Here is a 17,779-nt window from a genome sequence, read left to right on the forward strand (position 1 = left end):
AGTGAGCAAAGATACAAAAATCCCCCAGCAAGGTAACCCTACTGGGGGATTGATTTAGCGATAGGCTTGGTTTACAAGCCTATACTCGTCATACTTCAAGTTGCAGTGTTGTTGACTACGCTCACTCGCGCTAGTCACCTACTTATGTAGGCTCCTAGCGACTCATTCACTTGTCGCCTAACTGCACCTCGAATTATTTAGAGTATAAGCACAATTACAGGACGTCAACACAGTTCAGTTCTTTGAACGCTTGCTCTAAACGAACAACCATTGAGTCTTGTGCTTTACGCAGCCATACGCGTGGGTCATAGTATTTTTTGTTAGGTTTGTCCGCACCTTCTGGGTTACCCAACTGACCTTGCAGATAGCCTTCGTTCTTTTTGTAGTAATTCAGGATACCTTCCCAAGTTGCCCACTGAGTATCGGTATCGATGTTCATTTTGATAACACCGTAGCTAACCGCTTCTTTGATTTCAGCAGCACTTGAACCTGAACCGCCGTGGAATACGAAGTCCAAGCTATTGTGTGGCAGGTTGAATTTCTCAGAAACATAGTCCTGTGAATTACGTAGAATTTTTGGTGTTAATTGTACGTTACCTGGCTTATAAACACCGTGAACGTTACCAAAAGAAGCTGCGATAGTGAAACGTGGGCTAACAGCGCTCAGTTTCTCATAAGCGTATGCAACGTCTTCTGGTTGAGTGTACAGCTCAGAGCTGTCCATACCAGTGTTATCAACACCATCTTCTTCACCACCTGTACAACCCAGCTCGATTTCCAGCGTCATGTCGATTTTCGCCATGCGAGCTAAGTATTTTGCACAGATTTCAATGTTTTCTTCTAATGTTTCTTCAGACAGGTCAATCATGTGTGAAGAAAATAGCGGTTTACCGGTTTTCGCATAATGTTTTTCACCAGCGTCTAACAGACCATCAATCCATGGCAGTAATTTACGTGCACAGTGGTCAGTATGCAGAATAACTGGCACGCCATAGTGTTCAGCCATTTGGTGCACATGATACGCACCTGAGATTGCACCTAAGATTGCAGCTTGTTGGCCTTCGGCTTTCAAGCCTTTACCCGCGATAAATGCAGCACCGCCGTTAGAAAACTGAACAATCACTGGAGCACGTACTTTCGCTGCCGCTTCAAGTACGGCATTAATTGAGTCTGTACCGACACAGTTTACAGCAGGTAATGCAAAGTTATTTTCTTTAGCAACTGCGAAAACTTTCTGTACATCATCACCTGTGAGAACACCCGGTTTTACAAAATCAAAAATTTTAGACATTTGAAAAGGTCCTGTGTTAAACAGACTGCTTTGTGCAGCCTGTTGTTCATGACAAATTAATTACGCTTTAGCACGTTCTTCCAGCATCACAACTGCAGGGAGCTTCTTACCTTCAACAAATTCAAGGAAAGCACCGCCGCCAGTTGAAATGTATGAAATTTTATCAGCAATACCGAATAGGTCGATAGCCGCTAGGGTGTCACCACCACCAGCAATAGAGAAGGCATCGCTATCAGCGATAGCACGAGCAACAATCTCAGTTCCTTTACGGAAGTTAGGGAATTCGAATACACCGACTGGGCCGTTCCACAGAATGGTTTTGGCATTTTTCAAGATCTCAGCCAAACGCTCAGCAGACTCATCGCCTAAGTCTAGAATTTGCTCGTCATCTTTAATTTCTGTGCTTGATTTTAGCGTTGCTTCAGCCGTTTCAGAGAATTCAGTCGCAACACGCACATCAGTAGGAACTGGAATATGGCAGTTTGCCAACAGTTTTTTCGCTTCTGGGATCAAATCCGCTTCATACAGAGAACGACCAACATTGTTGCCTTCTGCTGCAATAAAGGTGTTTGCAATACCACCGCCTACGATCAATTGGTCAGCGATTTTAGACAGTGAATCTAAAACGGTCAGTTTCGTTGATACTTTTGAACCACCCACAATCGCCACCATTGGACGAGCAGGGTTACCTAACGCTTTACCTAATGCTTCTAGCTCAGCACTCAATAGCGGGCCAGCACAAGCAATTGGAGAGAATTTTGCTACACCGTGAGTTGATGCTTGCGCACGGTGAGCGGTACCAAATGCATCCATCACATAGACATCACACAATGCAGCATATTGTTTTGACAGGGTTTCGTCGTCTTTTTTCTCGCCTTTGTTGAAGCGAACGTTTTCCAGAACAACTAATTCGCCTTCAGCTAGCTCAACACCACCTAAGTAGTCTTTAACTAAACGCACTGGGTAATCGATTTTTTCTGCCAGATAGTCAACAACAGGTTGCAGTGAAAATTCTTCGTTGTACTCGCCTTCAGTCGGACGACCGAGGTGAGATGTGACCATGACTTTAGCACCTTGCTTGAGAGCAGCTTCAATTGTTGGTAATGAAGCACGGATACGTGCGTCAGAAGTAACTTTGCCATCTTTTACAGGAACGTTTAGGTCAGAACGGATGAAAACGCGTTTACCCGCTAGGTCCAAATCGGTCATCTTAATTACAGACATGGTGAATCCTCTTGTTGATTCTCTATAAAATTTTCATCAACAGTTGAATAAGTAAGTTTACCTTACAACTCAACAACCGTTAATTAGTTAAAACCTGTTGCTGCCATCGCCAGTGTTGTATCTAGCATCCGGTTAGCGAAGCCCCATTCGTTATCACACCAAACGAGGGTTTTAATTAAATGCTTACCGCTAACACGCGTTTGGGTTCCATCAACAATCGCACTGTGTGGGTCATGATTGAAATCCATCGAAACTAACGGTAATTCAGTATAGTCTACTATACCATGAAATTGCCCGTGAGCAGCGCTTTGCAGTAGTTGGTTAACCTTGGTAACACAGACTTCACTGTGCACGGTAACACTCAAATCAATTGCTGTCACATTGGTTGTTGGTACGCGTACCGATATCGCCTCAAAGTGATCTTTGAACTGAGGGAAAATCCGTGTAATACCTGCTGCTAATTTAGTATCAACAGGGATAATGGATTGACTCGCCGCTCGTGTTCTTCTCAAATCATGATGATAAGCATCGATAACGGGTTGATCATTCATGGATGCATGAATAGTTGTCACCGTACCTGACTCAATGCCAAAAGCATCGTCCAGCAATTTTATAATTGGAATAATACAGTTTGTGGTGCAAGAAGCGTTTGAAACAATTTTATCTTCAATTGTTAGGCTATCATGATTTACGCCATACACAACCGTTGCATCAAGATCATCAGTACCAGGGTGGGAGAAGAGAACTTTTTTTGCGCCGGCTTCGAGGTGTGCTAAACCGTCTTCACGGGAACCATATGCTCCGCTACAGTCCAACACAACATCAATACCAAGCTCTTTCCAAGGCAGTGCACTTATGTCAGGTTGATGAAACAAACGAATATTGTCATCACCGACCTGCAATAGCGAACCATTCAAACGGACATCCCAAGCAAAACGCCCGTGACTTGAGTCATACTTAAGCAAATGCGCAATCCCTTCAGGGGCTGCTAGCTCATTAATTGCGACAACGACGATTTCTGCACGTCGCCCAGACTCATATAAAGCCCTAAGTACACTCCGCCCGATACGGCCAAAGCCGTTAATCGCTACTTTTATTGGCATCCTACACCTTGAATTTCAACAAAATCACACGGCTGATAAGGATAACTGACTCATACAAACTCTACTTCTCATTTTAACGGTCAAACATCAAAAGTGTGCTTCACTCTACATTTTTGAAATTTTTTAACTGATTAACCGCAGCAACTGAAACGGTTCAGCTAACTAAGAATTAGATTAAGGGATATATTCAGAGAACGCAATAGTAAAACACTGTCATATGCACAAAAAAACAACGCCCCTGCACCAAAATTGATACAGAGGCGTATTTTTAGCAATTGTAGTAGCCTGTGATCAAGCCACTAACATACTTATTTAAGCAGAGACTTAGCCGCTTGAACTGCATTTTCAGCAGTAATGCCAAACTCTTTGAACAACTCTTCAGCTGGTGCAGACTCACCAAATGAGTGCATACCAATAATTGCACCATTCAAACCAGTATATTTAAACCAGTAATCGGCAATACCTGCTTCAATTGCAACACGTTTAGTCACGTTTGAAGGTAGAACTGCTTCACGATATGCCGCGTCTTGTTTATCAAAAACTTCAGTTGAAGGCATTGACACAACGCGGATTTTACGACCTTCGCCAGTCAGCTGATCAGCCGCTTTCACCGCTAACTCAACCTCAGAACCTGTTGCAATAAAGATCAATTCAGGTTGGCCTTCACAATCTTTCAGGATATAAGCACCCTTTTCGATTTCAGCTAATTGTTTAGCTGTGCGTGGTTGCTGCTCCAGATTTTGACGGGAGAAGATCAGTGCACTCGGGCCATCTTTACGCTCAACAGCGTATTTCCATGCCACCGCAGATTCGACTTGGTCACAAGGGCGCCATGTGTTCATGTTAGGTGTAACACGCAGGCTTGCCAACTGCTCAACCGGTTGGTGAGTTGGGCCATCTTCACCCAGACCGATAGAGTCATGAGTATAAACAAAGATGCTGCGGATTTTCATCAGTGCCGCCATACGCACCGCATTACGTGCATATTCAACGAACATCAGGAAGGTTGCACCGTAAGGGATAAAACCGCCATGCAGAGCAATACCATTCATGATTGCTGACATACCAAATTCACGTACGCCGTAATGAATGTAGTTACCCGCTATGTCTTCATTCAATGGCTTAGAACCTGACCACATAGTCAAGTTACTTGGTGCCAAGTCAGCAGAACCACCAAGGAACTCAGGTAATACTTTACCAAAAGCTTCTAATGCATTTTGTGATGCTTTACGGCTAGCGATATTTGCTGGGTTTGCTTGCAGATGCTCAACGAATTTTTTCGCTTCTGCATCAAAGTTGGCCGGCAGATCACCCGCCATACGGCGTGCGAATTCTTCAGCTAATTCAGGGAATGCTTTTGCATAAGCTGCAAACTTGTCGTTCCAAGCAGCTTGTTTTTCTTTACCTGCACTACGCGCATCCCACGCTTGGTAGATATCTTGTGGAATTTCAAATGGTGCATAAGTCCAGCCCAGCGCTTCACGTGTTGCGGCGATTTCTGCATCACCTAATGGTGCACCGTGAACCGCTTCTGTGCCTGCTTTGTGTGGGGAACCAAAACCGATAATGGTTTTGCACATGATCAAGGTTGGCTTATCTGTTTCACGGTGTGCTTCAGTCACTGCTGCATGAATTTGATCTGCGTTGTGACCATCGATATCACGAATAACATGCCAGCCATAAGCTTCAAAACGTGCTGCGGTATCGTCTGTAAACCAGCCTTGTACATGACCATCGATAGAAATACCGTTGTCATCATAAAACGCAACCAGTTTGTTAAGTTTTAGCGTACCCGCTAATGAACAGACTTCGTGAGAGATACCTTCCATCATACAACCATCGCCCATAAACACATAAGTATGGTGATCGACAATGTCATGACCAGGACGGTTAAATTGAGCAGCTAATGTGCGCTCTGCGATAGCAAAACCGACTGCGTTTGCAATACCTTGCCCTAATGGACCTGTAGTGGTTTCAACACCTGGAGTATAACCATATTCAGGGTGGCCCGGTGTTTTAGAATGAAGTTGGCGGAAGTTTTTTAACTCATCGATAGATAAGTCATAACCCGTCAGATGCAGCAAGCTATAGATCAGCATTGAGCCATGGCCGTTCGATAACACGAAGCGGTCGCGGTTAGCCCAGTGTGGATCGGCTGGGTTATGATTCATATAGTCACGCCACAGAACTTCAGCAATATCAGCCATGCCCATAGGCGCGCCAGGGTGCCCTGATTTTGCTTTTTGAACCGCATCCATACTTAGAAAGCGGATAGCATTAGCAAGGGTTTTACGAGTCGTCATTAGTATACTCCAGGTCGGATAAAAACGTACTTAAACCAATTTTCACAACGCAATATGGAATTATTGCAATTTTTCATAGGCAAACTATGAAACTAACGCAATTTGCTCCATACAGCAATTATTCGTGACATTCATAACCGCGAATTGTCAATAAATTAAGCTACCGTAAAGCTGAATCCATTCCATTGCGCAAAATATCACTTAAAGATAATTTTTTTGCGCAAGTCATTGCCCTTATTAAACCTGAGTTTACCATCAGGGATCAAGGTGATTTATACATCTAATACATTAAGAGGCAACAATAGTGATTATTGACAAGTTTTTCTATGAAAATTGCTAGCTAATCATCAAAACCAAGGACTTTTATGGCACAAAAAATGCGATGTTGTTAAATTGGTTTCATTATCATGCCGTTGACTAGGCTCTGGTCATTACTTTTAAATTAAATAATCACCGATTCGAGGTTTTATTGTGCTGTTTGAGATTTTTAGGAACATCGTTCATTACGGCTTCCATTTTGGCATGCCCATTTTATTTGGCTATCTGTTTTGGCGAAAAAATTGGAAACTAGCAGCACTGTTGATGATCTCAACCATGGTGATCGATTTAGATCATTTACTGGCAGATCCGATTTTTGATCCCAATCGCTGCGGTATTGGTTTCCATCCGTTACATACCGGTTGGGCGGCTATTGCCTATGTGGTGATATTTTTGCTGCCATCATGGAAGTTAAAGGCAATTGCGGTGGGCTGCCTGTTCCATCTTTTTACCGATTCATTGGATTGTTATATGGGGAGTTTGAAAGAAAACACCGCCAACAGCGTATTAATGGAAAGGTATCATGCTATACCTGAAAGCACCATTGGTGCTAAAAAAGTATTAATAATATAGCCATTACAACTGGCTATCTATGATATTAGTTTCATTAAAATGATATAAAAAGACTATACTCTAAATAATTCGAGATGTAGGTAGGCGACAAGCGAAGATAGGCGGGGAGCATAGATAAACTATGAGACTTGGTGAGCGTCGCGTAGGCAACACCGCTGCAACTTGAAGTATGATGAGTATAAATATACGATCACGGTAAGTATTTGGCATCGTCACTACCCTAAAGGATAAAGAAGATGCCGCAAACTTAATTAAAAGGAAGGTGAGTTTAGAGAATATTTAGTCGTAAACGGCCGTTATTAACGCCGTTCCCTCATATAAACCAGGGGCAATATCGCCAATAGCCTTTAAGGTCGATTTAATATCAAAATCAGTTGGAATATCATCACCGTATGTGGAAATTCTTACGCCTTTCCACCCATCCTTATAACCCTGCCCAGAATCTAAAGAGATAATAGAGTAGAGCGAGCCATCAGGCGATAAATCAATATCTCTAATTCCCTCACTTGATGTGACATATAGCTTCATTGACCCTTCTTTTAAACAGGATAATGTCCCACTCGTTTCCATTTCATCACCATCAAGCTCTCTATTTTTTAGCTTTCCATGGTCTATTTCATCAGGTATCCATAAATCACAAAACTGATCTGCGGGTGGAATTCTACCGCATGTTGAATTTGGCCATAAAATGCCATGATCACCACCACCACTCACCATGTCTACAGGGGCATAGAATAAACCAACACAAGTGGCATCTTCCCGACGAATACCAAAATCTGCTTGAAAAGGAACTCCCAGCTCTCGCTCAAACGCCTCCATAACTTCCCAAGCATATTCATAATCTTCTATTTGAACGCAATTACCATGTTCTAAGCAAGACCCCCATAATCCAGGAGGGTGCGTTGCATACTGTACATCAGGCCCTATCCAGCAATACTCTGCGCCAAAACATGGATTAAGGGCATATTCATCCTCTGTCCAGCTAATGATTTCTTGCGTCACAATTGGCTCTGCTCCATCAACAACTTTAATAGGAACAACATGAGCCCCAGCCAATGCAGTCTGTTGGAAACACCCTAGTAGCAAAAAAAGCAAAATAGCTAATATGCTCTTAAACATAAATCACCATCATATTAATCATAATTTAAATGAAATATTGCCGAGGACTCAAATTCACCTAATCGAATAGAACGAGCAACCAATCTATCTATTTCGGCTTGAACAAAGGTATTAAAAGTAAAAGAGTTATCACCTTCATTTAATTTATACTGTTTTTCATCACTCAGAGGAATAAACTCGCCGGATTCAGTTTCAAACCCTATACCTATCCCGACATCACCTTGGCCACTTTTAGGAATAACGGATAACATTCCAGGTAATTTATTATTTTCTAGGCCCGAAAAAGATATTGCTACACGATCTGAAATTGAAATATCACAATCAATTAGTTTAATTTGAAACTTTTCACCTATCGTTCTGGTGTTAATATATAAATACTTATCTACAATAGTGCCATAATCAATGCTAATTAACTCATCCCCTGGAGCGATATCGCAAGGCTCATCTAAAACTTCAACTTTTACTTTGATTGGCCGCTGAAGTAATGCAGTTTCATAAGCTGTTGCCAAAGGTAAATGACTGACGTTTAAAAGCAAAAATAAGCATCCAATTTTTACATTCATATTTAGAGATCCCTTAATCGTATAATAACTCAAAAGAAATCAATGCACGGTAAGCCCCTGCTTGCATATCACTAGCGACCCTAACAGGTGTGATAAAAAAGCTTAAGCTGTCTTGTCCCGGTGATAACAAACGTGGAACACTACTTTCTCCCAGTGAGATCACTCGTCCTGCTTCGTCACTCAGTTGCAAACCGAACCCTTGTGCGCCCTCCACTTCAGCTAACTGAGGGTAAAACGGCACCGACGGTGCTAAAAAGCGCATTTTGACCCCCGGTTGCTCACTGCTCCACGCCACACTGCCTGTTTTGATATCACGCAGTGCCGTCGGAGTCTCAATGCAATCCAACAATTCAATATTGAACGGTACCGGTTTCCCTGTTTGCCCCACTTTCTTCAAGTCTGCCGTTTCAATATTCCCCATATCTACCGATTGATATACCGATTCCATGGCGATTCGGCATGGGCTTTCTGTTAATGAACCAAATACATACAGTTGGCCACTTGCCCCCTCTACATTCCAATTACCATCCGGACGGTAAAGAGTCGCATTACGATCCGCAGCGTGACCCACGCCACTCCATAGACTGAGGCACAGTAAACTACTTGCCCAACCCAGACGGTAATATTGATGACAGTTTGCAGATATCGCCATCACACGGCTCCTTATGATTTCTTCTCAGGCACAACCGAACACTGGTTGTTCTGGCATTTAAAATGCAGTTTCAAACGCCCGCCGTAGTCATTGATATAAGTCAACACCGGCGCATTACCAAGTTGTGTACTGGACATACCCAAGGCATGCTCCCCAAATGGTGCCACCATCACTGCATTAAACTCTTTCGAGGCTGGCGCGCTTGTAGAGGCAGCTGCACCAATAATAGTGACGTAAAATGGCGTCGGATTTTTGGCAATATATTGGTCACCTTGTTTGGTCAACGTCAGCTTCTCTTGCCACGGCTGGTTCATTTTTTCCGTGTCACTCAGCGCAATAGCTGATGGGCGGTAGAACAACTTGATTTTGCTTTGTAACGCCAACTGCAATACATTCGGTTTGTCACTTTTCGGCGGAATTTCACGCAAGTTAAAATAGAACAAGCTCTCTCTGTCTTGTGGCAATTGTGCAACCTCAGGGAGTGCTTCAATACGAATTTGGCTGCTTTTACTCGGCTCTAGGCGCTGTACTGGCGGCAATACCACAAATGGAGACGCCACTTTTTGATTTTTATCGTCTTCAATCCACCCTTGGGCTAAATAAGGTAGTTGCTTGTTTTTATTCGTTAAGGTGAGTGAAACTGATTTTTGCTCACCATTAAAAATCACGCGAGTTCGGTCAAGCGCCACCGCTGACCACGCTTGGCTCGCACAAAAAATTGATAATAACGCCGCTACCGTCAATAAACGTTTTGAACTCTTGATTTTCATTTGCTGTCTCACTTAATTGTTCTCTTACTCTGTCAATCAATTACGGGCGCGAAGCTATCGGCTCGCATTGCAGTAATAAGTTGGCACTGAGGGCATCGAATTGTGCAGGGAACTGTAACTGACACTGCTCCTCTCCTGCCCACTGTACCGTCATGATTTCATTCGGGTTGATCCCACTGATGTACGCTTGACCATTATCACTAACGATACCGGTATCTTGTCCGCGGACATTACGGATTTGAGCACCAAACGGCGGAAAAGAGCCATCGGCTAAACGCAGCGATACCATCATTTTGCGCCCTGACAATACCTCAAATTTTCGGTAACCAATCGCCCCTTCGGTTAAGGTTACTTGTACCACCGAATCGGTGACTTCAGCGTTATCAGGCAATTTATTCAGATCAATCTTGACTTTATTGCGGGAATAGCTGCCCACATCAGGCACCACGGCTTTACCAAAAGCATTCGAGTTCACGACGGCACCACGCCCTTTCACTGGGATATCACTGATACCGTCGGTATCAATCAACAGACGCGTTCCCCCCATGGTCACGACACGATGCATATCAGCCCCTTTAGGTGTAAAGGTAAAGCCCCCTTGCGCCCCTAGACCAAATGCGGTGTAACCGTTGTGGGTATAACTTGCATTAGCCGTTAAACGTGCATTGCTACCTTGATGAGTAATATAGGCGCTACCCGAACCACCTTGGCGCGCACTCCCAGCACTGAGTTGATACGATGTTTGGTTATCAATGCGGTCGTAATAGGTCACACGGTTAGTCGTTTCATTGTTATTAGCTGCAATTGAGTAACCAATGTTTGCCCCATCTCCCCATGGCACAGACAACGACAAATAGGCTCCATCGTCATAAGTATCGTTATACACATTACGATACGCAGACAACGATACGTTGACGTTTTTCACAGAGCCAACGTCCATGGTTTTGGTTAACATCAAGTTATAACGATCACTATCCGGACGATCCCAGTAGGTTTGGTGGCTATAATTCAGATAGGCTGATAACCCAATGTCGCGGAAGTTTTTATTCAGCGAAATGGTGTACATTTCTTTGCTGCCACCACGACGCTCGCCGCTTTCTCTCGCACTCAGGTAATCTGACATGCTCATAAAATCACGCTCCGAGAAACGATAGCCCGCAAACTGTATTTGGCTATCGTAATCATCAAAACGTTTTGAATAGTTGATTCGGTAAGAGCCACCATTCAAGCGCTCTTCCCCCGGTAAACGTGCAATCGAATGAGTGATATCAAATGAAATTGCCCCAAAGGCCAACAAATCACGTCCGACCCCGACCGCAAATGCATTGTAGTCTTGACTATTAAGGCTGCCGCCAAACAACGACCACCCGTTGGAGATCCCCCAAGAAAACTCACCGGTTGCAAACAACTCTCCACTGCTACGGTGATCGATGGTAGACGGTTTACCCACTGATAATTTGTAACGTACTGCCCCCGGACGGGTCAGATATGGAATGGTCGCGGTATCCACTTGGAACTCTTGCACTGTGCCATCTTGTTCTTCCACGCGTACATCCAATTTTCCGCTAGTCGCATCACTTAAATCTTGAATACGGAACGGCCCTGCTGCCACTTGAGTTTGGTATAAAACACGACCTTGCTGGCTAACAATCACGGTGGCGTTGGTGGTCGCGACACCTGAAATCTCTGGTGCGTAGCCACGTAAGTTTGGCGGCAGCATATTCAAGTCAGATCGTAAGCTAGCTCCAGTAAAGCGGAAGCTATCAAACAGGTCAGAATTGAGATAATCCTCCCCCAACGTCAACTTGGCACGAAGGTACGATAACGCACGATAGGCATAGAATCGGCTCCATTGAAAATCCGTGTTCAGTGAGTCGCCCGAACCGGTAGCATGGTTTAAACGACTCTGCCAGTCACCACGTATACGCCATACGCCTAAATTTACGCCAACAACCCCATTACCATTCAAACTATAAGTATTGTGGGCTTTTTTATGCGGACGGTTGGTACGCGCCGTGATGTTATAATCCAACAAAACACCAGAAAGTCCTTCGCTCCATAATGATGGGGGATCCCATGTGGCAGTACGATATTCAAGATAGGCTTGCGGCACACTGATATACAATGTCGACGTAGACAAGTCGCCACGAGTTTCAGCCCCCGGGATACTAACCAAGTCGACACAACTACCGTCATGCCACCATGTCAGATCTTTGATCACCTCATCTTTTAATCCCAATTGACTAACAATATCGCTGGTTAAGCAAGCTTGGCTTTCATTAGCGTCGGTGACTGACGGGTAAAAGGTAATTCTTTGCTCAGGTAATGTTTCCTTATTGAGCTGAATTTTCAGCGGGTAGTTGCCGGGCATAATGTAGCCAGCGCGTGAAAACTGACCTAAATCGATATTTTTTTTGTCGCTTAAATCCAACAGTTGAGTGTTGAATTGCACTACGTCTGCCGCTTTCAATGATGATGAATAAGGCATAAGTGCAGCTATCACTGCAAGGTATACTGCACAAGGTTGGTGATAAGTACGCGACATAAAAAATATCCCTAGGCAAATAAGCGCCAAACCGCAAAATAATCAGTAATAATCAATTTTGAAATGCAACAACGTTTGATAAGAACCAGCCTGTAAACGCTGATTGTCTGCCACCAGTTGCAACTCATAATTCAAAGTCATTTCACCGGGAACAATGTCTCGTTTGGGTAATGGTTTCCCCGCAATTACAGGTGTGCCTTGCTCATCACGCATCGCCAGTTGCACCCCTTTGGCCTCTCCGGTTACCGTAAAAAAATCACCGTTCGCAGGGCCATCAAAAGTCACTTCAAAGGTTTGCCATTCGCCTTTTTTGCTGGGATAGCGCTCCCAACGACAATCCACTAATTGAATGTTGAACGGTTTTGGTGGAGCCTTGCCAAATTGCCTCAACACACTCAGTGGAATAATACCCATGTCAATCGTCTGGTCACGGGACTCAGTTTCGATTGCACAGGCGGTGTCAACAATTTCCCCATACATCGAGACCTTTCCCCATCCGTGAGAGGGAACAGAAAAAGCAGATGTGTTCGTACCCAGTATTCCGAAAGCCACGCACAGCAATGCATTATGTTTTCGCCATCCTTTCACAGAGCGCCTCGACTATTGGTAGAAAAAAGCGTGAGGAATAGTCTATCTATCCCTCACCACCACATTAGTGGTACGCTAAAGTAAAATTAGTCACGCCTTCGAATTTACCCAGTGGGATCTTATCAACAGTCACACCGGCACCACGGACATACGCAGCATATTGCAGTGTGTTACTACCTTCTTGTAACTGATGTTGTTGAGAAGTAGAGATACCCATATCAATTGCTTTACCTTGAGTGTCGGTAATTTGGATACCAACGTTACCGACCAGACCTTCATCTGGGTTTAGGCCAGTTACACCCAGTAACTTAGAGTTAAAACCTGCACTTGCACCGCTAAAGGTGATAGTGACTTTGTCGGTAGGATCCTTTTCAGGGAATACGCAGTCTTCTAATTCAATAGTGAATTGTTGTGGTGAAGACGCACCGCCTCCCGCTAATACGGAGTTAGCGATTTGACCTAAGTAAACAGTTTGATCAATCGAATCAGAGCTGATTGAGCAAGGTGCATCAATGATTTCACCTTTGAACGTCACTTTACCGTGGCCTTGATTAGACTCAACAGCGAATGCTGAAGCGCTCATTACGCCAGAAATCAGGGTTGCTAAAATAATCTTTTTCATATTTGCCTCTGCAATAGAAATAATATTGTTTAAAGTTAAAAAGAATGCGTTTAAAAACATTCAGACGTGCTAATGCCTAATTATTTAGATATAAATAATTTAGATATAAATTTAATTACTAATAAAAAAAGCTGTGTTAGCGAATAATTATTAAATAATCATTATCCCCAGAGATTACTTTTGTTATATCGACCAAATGTTTCCAGTTGTTTTTTCAACTCCTCTGACTGATCTATTGAGGAAAAAACATTATGGTACTGTACGCAAACTTTTTTCTCAGTCTCGAACACTCGCATAAATACTTGATTGAAAAACTCAGTTAATGGAACATTAAGTGCATTTAAAATGATAATTAAAGTATCTATAGTTAGGTTACAAACACCACATTCATAACGAGATATTTGTTGCTGTGAAACATTCACTAAATGAGCAAGTTCTTTTCCTGTCATTGAACGCTCTTTGCGTAGTTTATGTATTTCCTTTCCGATAGCTTCGGTAAAAACAGTCCTTGAATTGTTAAATTTGTTTTCCGATATCTGCACTGCATTTACTCTCACTATTTTTCTCCATACATTAAATTAATAGTATTTACTTAGTCACATTAATATATTGAATAGAGATTTATAAAATAAAAACTAATAAAAAATAGAATGCCATCCCATTCAGAATTTCGAATGTAAACTCTATGCCAAAAATATTTTTGTAACTTTTAGGTATGTAGGTATGAATGTTTTTGTATTTTTCCACTCGGCTGATGCATATTAATTTACTTGAGCAGGGGCACAAAATCAAACTTTCAACTCCCCATTTGGTGGTAACTCGGCTAAGTGATTACACCGATAACGAGTAAATCAAATATCTTTAAAACTAGCTATCTTGCTACATACGACATAACTCCATTTAAGAGCATCTATATAAAATAGCTTTTTCAACCACAAACACTCATATAAAGAAAAAAATAAAGACAAAATAACCAGATTTAGTTAAAAATCATATTAATTCATAAACAAATAAATAAATTAATATATTCAATATTTCTTACGTTAACCAGAAATAAAAATAAAACCTTATTATTCATACAGATAACTCAATAAAAACAACTGACAACAGAAAAAACAATATACAAAACAGGTGAAATACGGTCCTAATATCAACATTAATTTCGTATTCAAGGTAAATTAAAACGAAAACTCGCTATTATTTTCGCAAAATAAAAACCAATACTATAAATCAGTGCTGTATTTAACCTAAATTTTAAATGCACACTATATCTATGGATTAATCGTCCAATCAACATAACATTCTTACATTATCTCTGATTAATGATGAGTGTATTAAGAGTATCACCATCGGATTATCCGTATTAATACCTATTATACATTTATTATTTAATCATAAAATACCAAACTCATTCCCTTAGTATATGTATGCTTAAATTGAAAGTACTTTTTTAATACTTAGTAAACAGGCTAGCTTAGCGATAAATAAAGATATCAGTCTATAATAACTAAAATTTAAAGGCCTTATTCAACACTTAACATTAAATTCACGATACTTAACACATCGCACTCACATTGATAACATTAATCATACATTCAATAATATAGTCAATAATTAGCTTGCAAATAAAAAACTGAAGATCAGGTTGATCAATAAAAGAAGAAATAGCTCTTACAAAGCATAAAGAGGAATAATATGCAGGAAGTATTAAATCAATAGATTAACATCGATGAGAACGTTTCAATCAAGACAATGATTATTAGCCAGTGAAGTGCAAAAAATCCAAACCAAAGATTCGGGTTTAGAATCAATCAAGCTCCTTCTTATACCTAGGTTTGGTAGAAATCAATTTTATCAATTAGATAAATAATAAACTTATTTAGATAAAGTATATGATATTTTTCAGTCTAAGATAAGACATTGACGGTAATTATTGAACCAATTAATCAAATCCATTCCACAGATACTGCTTGAGCTGTATTTTATCGTTTGAATCAAAAACAACGCCTTCACTAATGAGTGCTTTTTTATGTCGAGTATAGCTCTCACCCTTAACAGACAATTTTCCTTGTCCATTAATAATACGATGGCATGGTAACAAGCTATCAGCTGGGATTGTTCTAATCACTTGGCAAACTTGGCGTACATAAGTGGAATAGCCCGCCATTCTAGCCAGTGTTCCATAAGTGACTACACGACCTTTAGGAATGCTACCTATTAGGTGATAAATAATATCTTGGAAGGATGGCGTATCGTTCATCATTTCTGTCACATTGATTTATTGATCTTGATAAACAAGAAGGTTGACGTAATAAATTTGCACTAAGCTGAAAAATATTTGGATGGTATCTTTGATACATAACATACAGAAAAAACCACTTAAATAAAAGAGCATCAACGATGCAACAATTACAGTACTTTACTATTATATATCAAGAAAAACAGACTCATTACAAGAGCCCGGGAAGGTTAAGAGTGCCAATACAATAGCATTAAGGCTAGACAGAGACTTTATGGTAAATGACTAATCAAAAATTTATGCACTAAAATAGTATAATAGATATGTATACCAATAAAACCCCAAAACAAAAACGCCATGCTAATTAATAGCATGGCGTCATAATGTGGCGGAACGGACGGGACTCGAACCCGCGACCCCCTGCGTGACAGGCAGGTATTCTAACCAACTGAACTACCGCTCCGTATGTTCCTCTAAGGAACGGGAAGCATATTACGAACACTTCCAAGGACAGTCAATACTTTTTCTTGAAAAATCGTGCAGTTGAACAGTTTTTAGTCTCAAAAAACACAACCGTATTAATGAATAGTCTCTTCTTCATCAGGTGTTTGCCGCCAAAGACAAGGCTTTCCACCTTTTTTATCAACAATATCTAACCTTTTTTCATGATCGATAAGCTCTTCATCTGACGCATAAAGCACTTTGAGCCCCGTCGTTGGACGCTCAATACGTTGCACTTCTTCTACGTAATTTTCTGTAGAAGCATCTGCATCCATTGAGAAGGCAAGCGATGTTTGTCCACCCGTCATCGCTAGGTAGACATCAGAGAGTATCTCAGCATCCAATAACGCGCCGTGAAGAGTTCGCTTAGTGTTATCAATCAAGTAACGGTCACATAAAGCATCCAAATTATTCCGTTTTCCAGGAAATAACTGACGCGCCATCACCAAGCTATCTGTGATTTGACAGAAATCAGCTGTTGGCGGTATTCCTTTGTTTAATTTACGAAACTCGTAATCCATAAAACCGATATCAAACGGCGCATTATGAATAATCAGCTCCGCACCACGAATAAATTCGAGAAATTCATCAGCAATATCAGCAAATACAGGTTTATCCTGCAAAAATTCATCGCTAATACCATGAACTTCAAAGGCTTCAGGATCGACTAAACGGTCAGGTTTAATATAAACATGGAAATTGCGCCCTGTTAATCTACGATTAATCACCTCAACAGCACCAATTTCAATAATGCAATGGCCTTCGTAATGAACGCCTAGCTTGTTCATACCTGTCGTTTCAGTATCAAGGACAATTTGTCTGGTTATCGCCGTGCTCATCATGAATTTTTGTGTCAAACTAAGGATTAATGAATAAGCTAGAGTGTAACAGAAATGACAAAGCAGGTAGAAATTTTCACTGATGGTTCTTGTTTGGGCAACCCTGGCCCAGGTGGTTACGGCGCACTTCTTCGTTACCAACAGCATGAAAAAACACTCAGTGAAGGTTTTTTTATGACAACTAATAACCGAATGGAGTTGCTCGCAGCCATCATTGCGCTCGAATCTCTAAAACGTCCATGCGATATTATTTTAACTACGGATAGCCAATACGTTCGCCAAGGGATCACCCAGTGGATCCATAACTGGAAGCGACGCCAATGGCGTAAAGCGGATAAATCGCCTGTGGTTAACGTCGATCTTTGGAAACGCCTTGATGAGGCAATTACCCGCCATACCATTGATTGGCGATGGGTTAAAGGCCACGCAGGGCACCCTGAAAATGAAAAATGTGATGAGCTTGCAAGGCAAGCTGCCGAATCACCAACCCAAGAAGATACTGGTTACCAACCAGCTCAAGATTAACCAA

Annotated in this window: 16 protein-coding genes and 1 tRNA gene; 2 read left to right on the top strand and 15 right to left on the bottom strand. The window is 41.7% G+C overall.

Annotated features, from left to right (window positions below):
- Window positions 1-214: 214 nt before the first annotated feature.
- The 4 genes from fbaA to tkt all read right to left on the bottom strand — a co-directional run bounded on the left by fbaA (window position 215) and on the right by tkt (window position 5,921).
- Entirely contained in the window at window positions 215-1,291 is a 1,077-nt protein-coding gene (fbaA, locus tag AC3Z9T_RS13710) for a class II fructose-bisphosphate aldolase (protein WP_490126674.1), read from the bottom strand.
- A 60-nt stretch (window positions 1,292-1,351) separates the two neighbouring features.
- Window positions 1,352-2,515, bottom strand: coding sequence for a phosphoglycerate kinase (pgk, locus tag AC3Z9T_RS13715; protein ID WP_490126675.1), 1,164 nt, complete (start codon window positions 2,513-2,515; stop codon window positions 1,352-1,354).
- Between the two features lie 83 nt (window positions 2,516-2,598).
- Entirely contained in the window at window positions 2,599-3,618 is a 1,020-nt protein-coding gene (gene epd / locus AC3Z9T_RS13720) for an erythrose-4-phosphate dehydrogenase (RefSeq protein WP_490126676.1), read from the bottom strand.
- Between the two features lie 308 nt (window positions 3,619-3,926).
- On the bottom strand, window positions 3,927-5,921 hold the full coding sequence (tkt, locus tag AC3Z9T_RS13725) for a transketolase (protein ID WP_490126677.1): 1,995 nt from the start codon (window positions 5,919-5,921) through the stop codon (window positions 3,927-3,929).
- Window positions 5,922-6,392: 471 nt separating this feature from the next.
- On the opposite strand from tkt, the gene AC3Z9T_RS13730 reads away from it, so the two are divergent.
- Complete coding sequence (locus tag AC3Z9T_RS13730) at window positions 6,393-6,812, top strand: DUF6122 family protein (RefSeq protein WP_490126678.1); 420 nt, start codon at window positions 6,393-6,395, stop codon at window positions 6,810-6,812.
- A gap of 279 nt (window positions 6,813-7,091) precedes the next feature.
- Here AC3Z9T_RS13730 and AC3Z9T_RS13735 read toward each other — a convergent pair whose 3' ends face one another.
- The 11 genes from AC3Z9T_RS13735 to dnaQ all read right to left on the bottom strand — a co-directional run bounded on the left by AC3Z9T_RS13735 (window position 7,092) and on the right by dnaQ (window position 17,250).
- Window positions 7,092-7,931 carry an MrpH family fimbial adhesin gene (locus AC3Z9T_RS13735; protein ID WP_490126679.1) on the bottom strand — a complete coding sequence of 280 codons (840 nt, stop codon included), beginning with the start codon at window positions 7,929-7,931 and terminating at the stop codon, window positions 7,092-7,094.
- Between the two features lie 14 nt (window positions 7,932-7,945).
- A complete protein-coding gene (locus tag AC3Z9T_RS13740) occupies window positions 7,946-8,494 on the bottom strand; it encodes a fimbrial protein (protein WP_490126680.1) in 549 nt (182 codons plus the stop codon).
- A 13-nt stretch (window positions 8,495-8,507) separates the two neighbouring features.
- Window positions 8,508-9,146 carry a fimbrial protein gene (locus tag AC3Z9T_RS13745; protein ID WP_490126681.1) on the bottom strand — a complete coding sequence of 213 codons (639 nt, stop codon included), beginning with the start codon at window positions 9,144-9,146 and terminating at the stop codon, window positions 8,508-8,510.
- Between the two features lie 11 nt (window positions 9,147-9,157).
- Complete coding sequence (locus AC3Z9T_RS13750) at window positions 9,158-9,916, bottom strand: fimbria/pilus periplasmic chaperone (RefSeq protein WP_490126682.1); 759 nt, start codon at window positions 9,914-9,916, stop codon at window positions 9,158-9,160.
- A gap of 40 nt (window positions 9,917-9,956) precedes the next feature.
- Complete coding sequence (locus AC3Z9T_RS13755) at window positions 9,957-12,461, bottom strand: outer membrane usher protein (RefSeq protein WP_490126683.1); 2,505 nt, start codon at window positions 12,459-12,461, stop codon at window positions 9,957-9,959.
- Window positions 12,462-12,503: 42 nt separating this feature from the next.
- Complete coding sequence (locus tag AC3Z9T_RS13760) at window positions 12,504-13,049, bottom strand: fimbrial protein (protein ID WP_490126684.1); 546 nt, start codon at window positions 13,047-13,049, stop codon at window positions 12,504-12,506.
- A 64-nt stretch (window positions 13,050-13,113) separates the two neighbouring features.
- Window positions 13,114-13,671, bottom strand: a complete 558-nt coding sequence (locus AC3Z9T_RS13765; RefSeq protein WP_490126685.1) for a fimbrial protein — start codon at window positions 13,669-13,671, stop codon at window positions 13,114-13,116.
- A gap of 161 nt (window positions 13,672-13,832) precedes the next feature.
- Window positions 13,833-14,228, bottom strand: a complete 396-nt coding sequence (locus AC3Z9T_RS13770; RefSeq protein WP_490126686.1) for a helix-turn-helix domain-containing protein — start codon at window positions 14,226-14,228, stop codon at window positions 13,833-13,835.
- Between the two features lie 1,385 nt (window positions 14,229-15,613).
- The gene (locus tag AC3Z9T_RS13775) at window positions 15,614-15,934 is read right to left on the bottom strand and encodes an MGMT family protein (protein ID WP_490126687.1); all 321 of its coding nucleotides are present in this window, start codon (window positions 15,932-15,934) and stop codon (window positions 15,614-15,616) included.
- Between the two features lie 362 nt (window positions 15,935-16,296).
- Window positions 16,297-16,373, bottom strand: a tRNA-Asp gene (locus AC3Z9T_RS13780).
- Between the two features lie 115 nt (window positions 16,374-16,488).
- Entirely contained in the window at window positions 16,489-17,250 is a 762-nt protein-coding gene (gene dnaQ / locus AC3Z9T_RS13785; protein ID WP_490126848.1) for a DNA polymerase III subunit epsilon, read from the bottom strand.
- 54 nt (window positions 17,251-17,304) lie between these two features.
- Between dnaQ and rnhA the strand changes: the two genes are divergently transcribed.
- The gene (rnhA, locus tag AC3Z9T_RS13790; RefSeq protein WP_490126688.1) at window positions 17,305-17,775 is read left to right on the top strand and encodes a ribonuclease HI; all 471 of its coding nucleotides are present in this window, start codon (window positions 17,305-17,307) and stop codon (window positions 17,773-17,775) included.
- Window positions 17,776-17,779 lie beyond the last annotated feature (4 nt).

The sequence above is a fragment of the Providencia sp. 6390 genome, from assembly GCF_058148425.1.

What these genes read in the sequence shown, in the direction of transcription:
- fbaA (WP_490126674.1), bottom strand. Translation starts at nt 1,291, where the DNA reads ATGTCTAAAATTTTTGATTTTGTAAAACCGGGTGTTCTCACAGGTGAT.
- pgk (WP_490126675.1), bottom strand. Translation starts at nt 2,515, where the DNA reads ATGTCTGTAATTAAGATGACCGATTTGGACCTAGCGGGTAAACGCGTT.
- epd (WP_490126676.1), bottom strand. Translation starts at nt 3,618, where the DNA reads ATGCCAATAAAAGTAGCGATTAACGGCTTTGGCCGTATCGGGCGGAGT.
- tkt (WP_490126677.1), bottom strand. Translation starts at nt 5,921, where the DNA reads ATGACGACTCGTAAAACCCTTGCTAATGCTATCCGCTTTCTAAGTATG.
- AC3Z9T_RS13735 (WP_490126679.1), bottom strand. Translation starts at nt 7,931, where the DNA reads ATGTTTAAGAGCATATTAGCTATTTTGCTTTTTTTGCTACTAGGGTGT.
- AC3Z9T_RS13740 (WP_490126680.1), bottom strand. Translation starts at nt 8,494, where the DNA reads ATGAATGTAAAAATTGGATGCTTATTTTTGCTTTTAAACGTCAGTCAT.
- AC3Z9T_RS13745 (WP_490126681.1), bottom strand. Translation starts at nt 9,146, where the DNA reads ATGGCGATATCTGCAAACTGTCATCAATATTACCGTCTGGGTTGGGCA.
- AC3Z9T_RS13750 (WP_490126682.1), bottom strand. Translation starts at nt 9,916, where the DNA reads ATGAAAATCAAGAGTTCAAAACGTTTATTGACGGTAGCGGCGTTATTA.
- AC3Z9T_RS13755 (WP_490126683.1), bottom strand. Translation starts at nt 12,461, where the DNA reads ATGTCGCGTACTTATCACCAACCTTGTGCAGTATACCTTGCAGTGATA.
- AC3Z9T_RS13765 (WP_490126685.1), bottom strand. Translation starts at nt 13,671, where the DNA reads ATGAAAAAGATTATTTTAGCAACCCTGATTTCTGGCGTAATGAGCGCT.
- AC3Z9T_RS13775 (WP_490126687.1), bottom strand. Translation starts at nt 15,934, where the DNA reads ATGATGAACGATACGCCATCCTTCCAAGATATTATTTATCACCTAATA.
- dnaQ (WP_490126848.1), bottom strand. Translation starts at nt 17,250, where the DNA reads ATGAGCACGGCGATAACCAGACAAATTGTCCTTGATACTGAAACGACA.
- rnhA (WP_490126688.1), top strand. Translation starts at nt 17,305, where the DNA reads ATGACAAAGCAGGTAGAAATTTTCACTGATGGTTCTTGTTTGGGCAAC.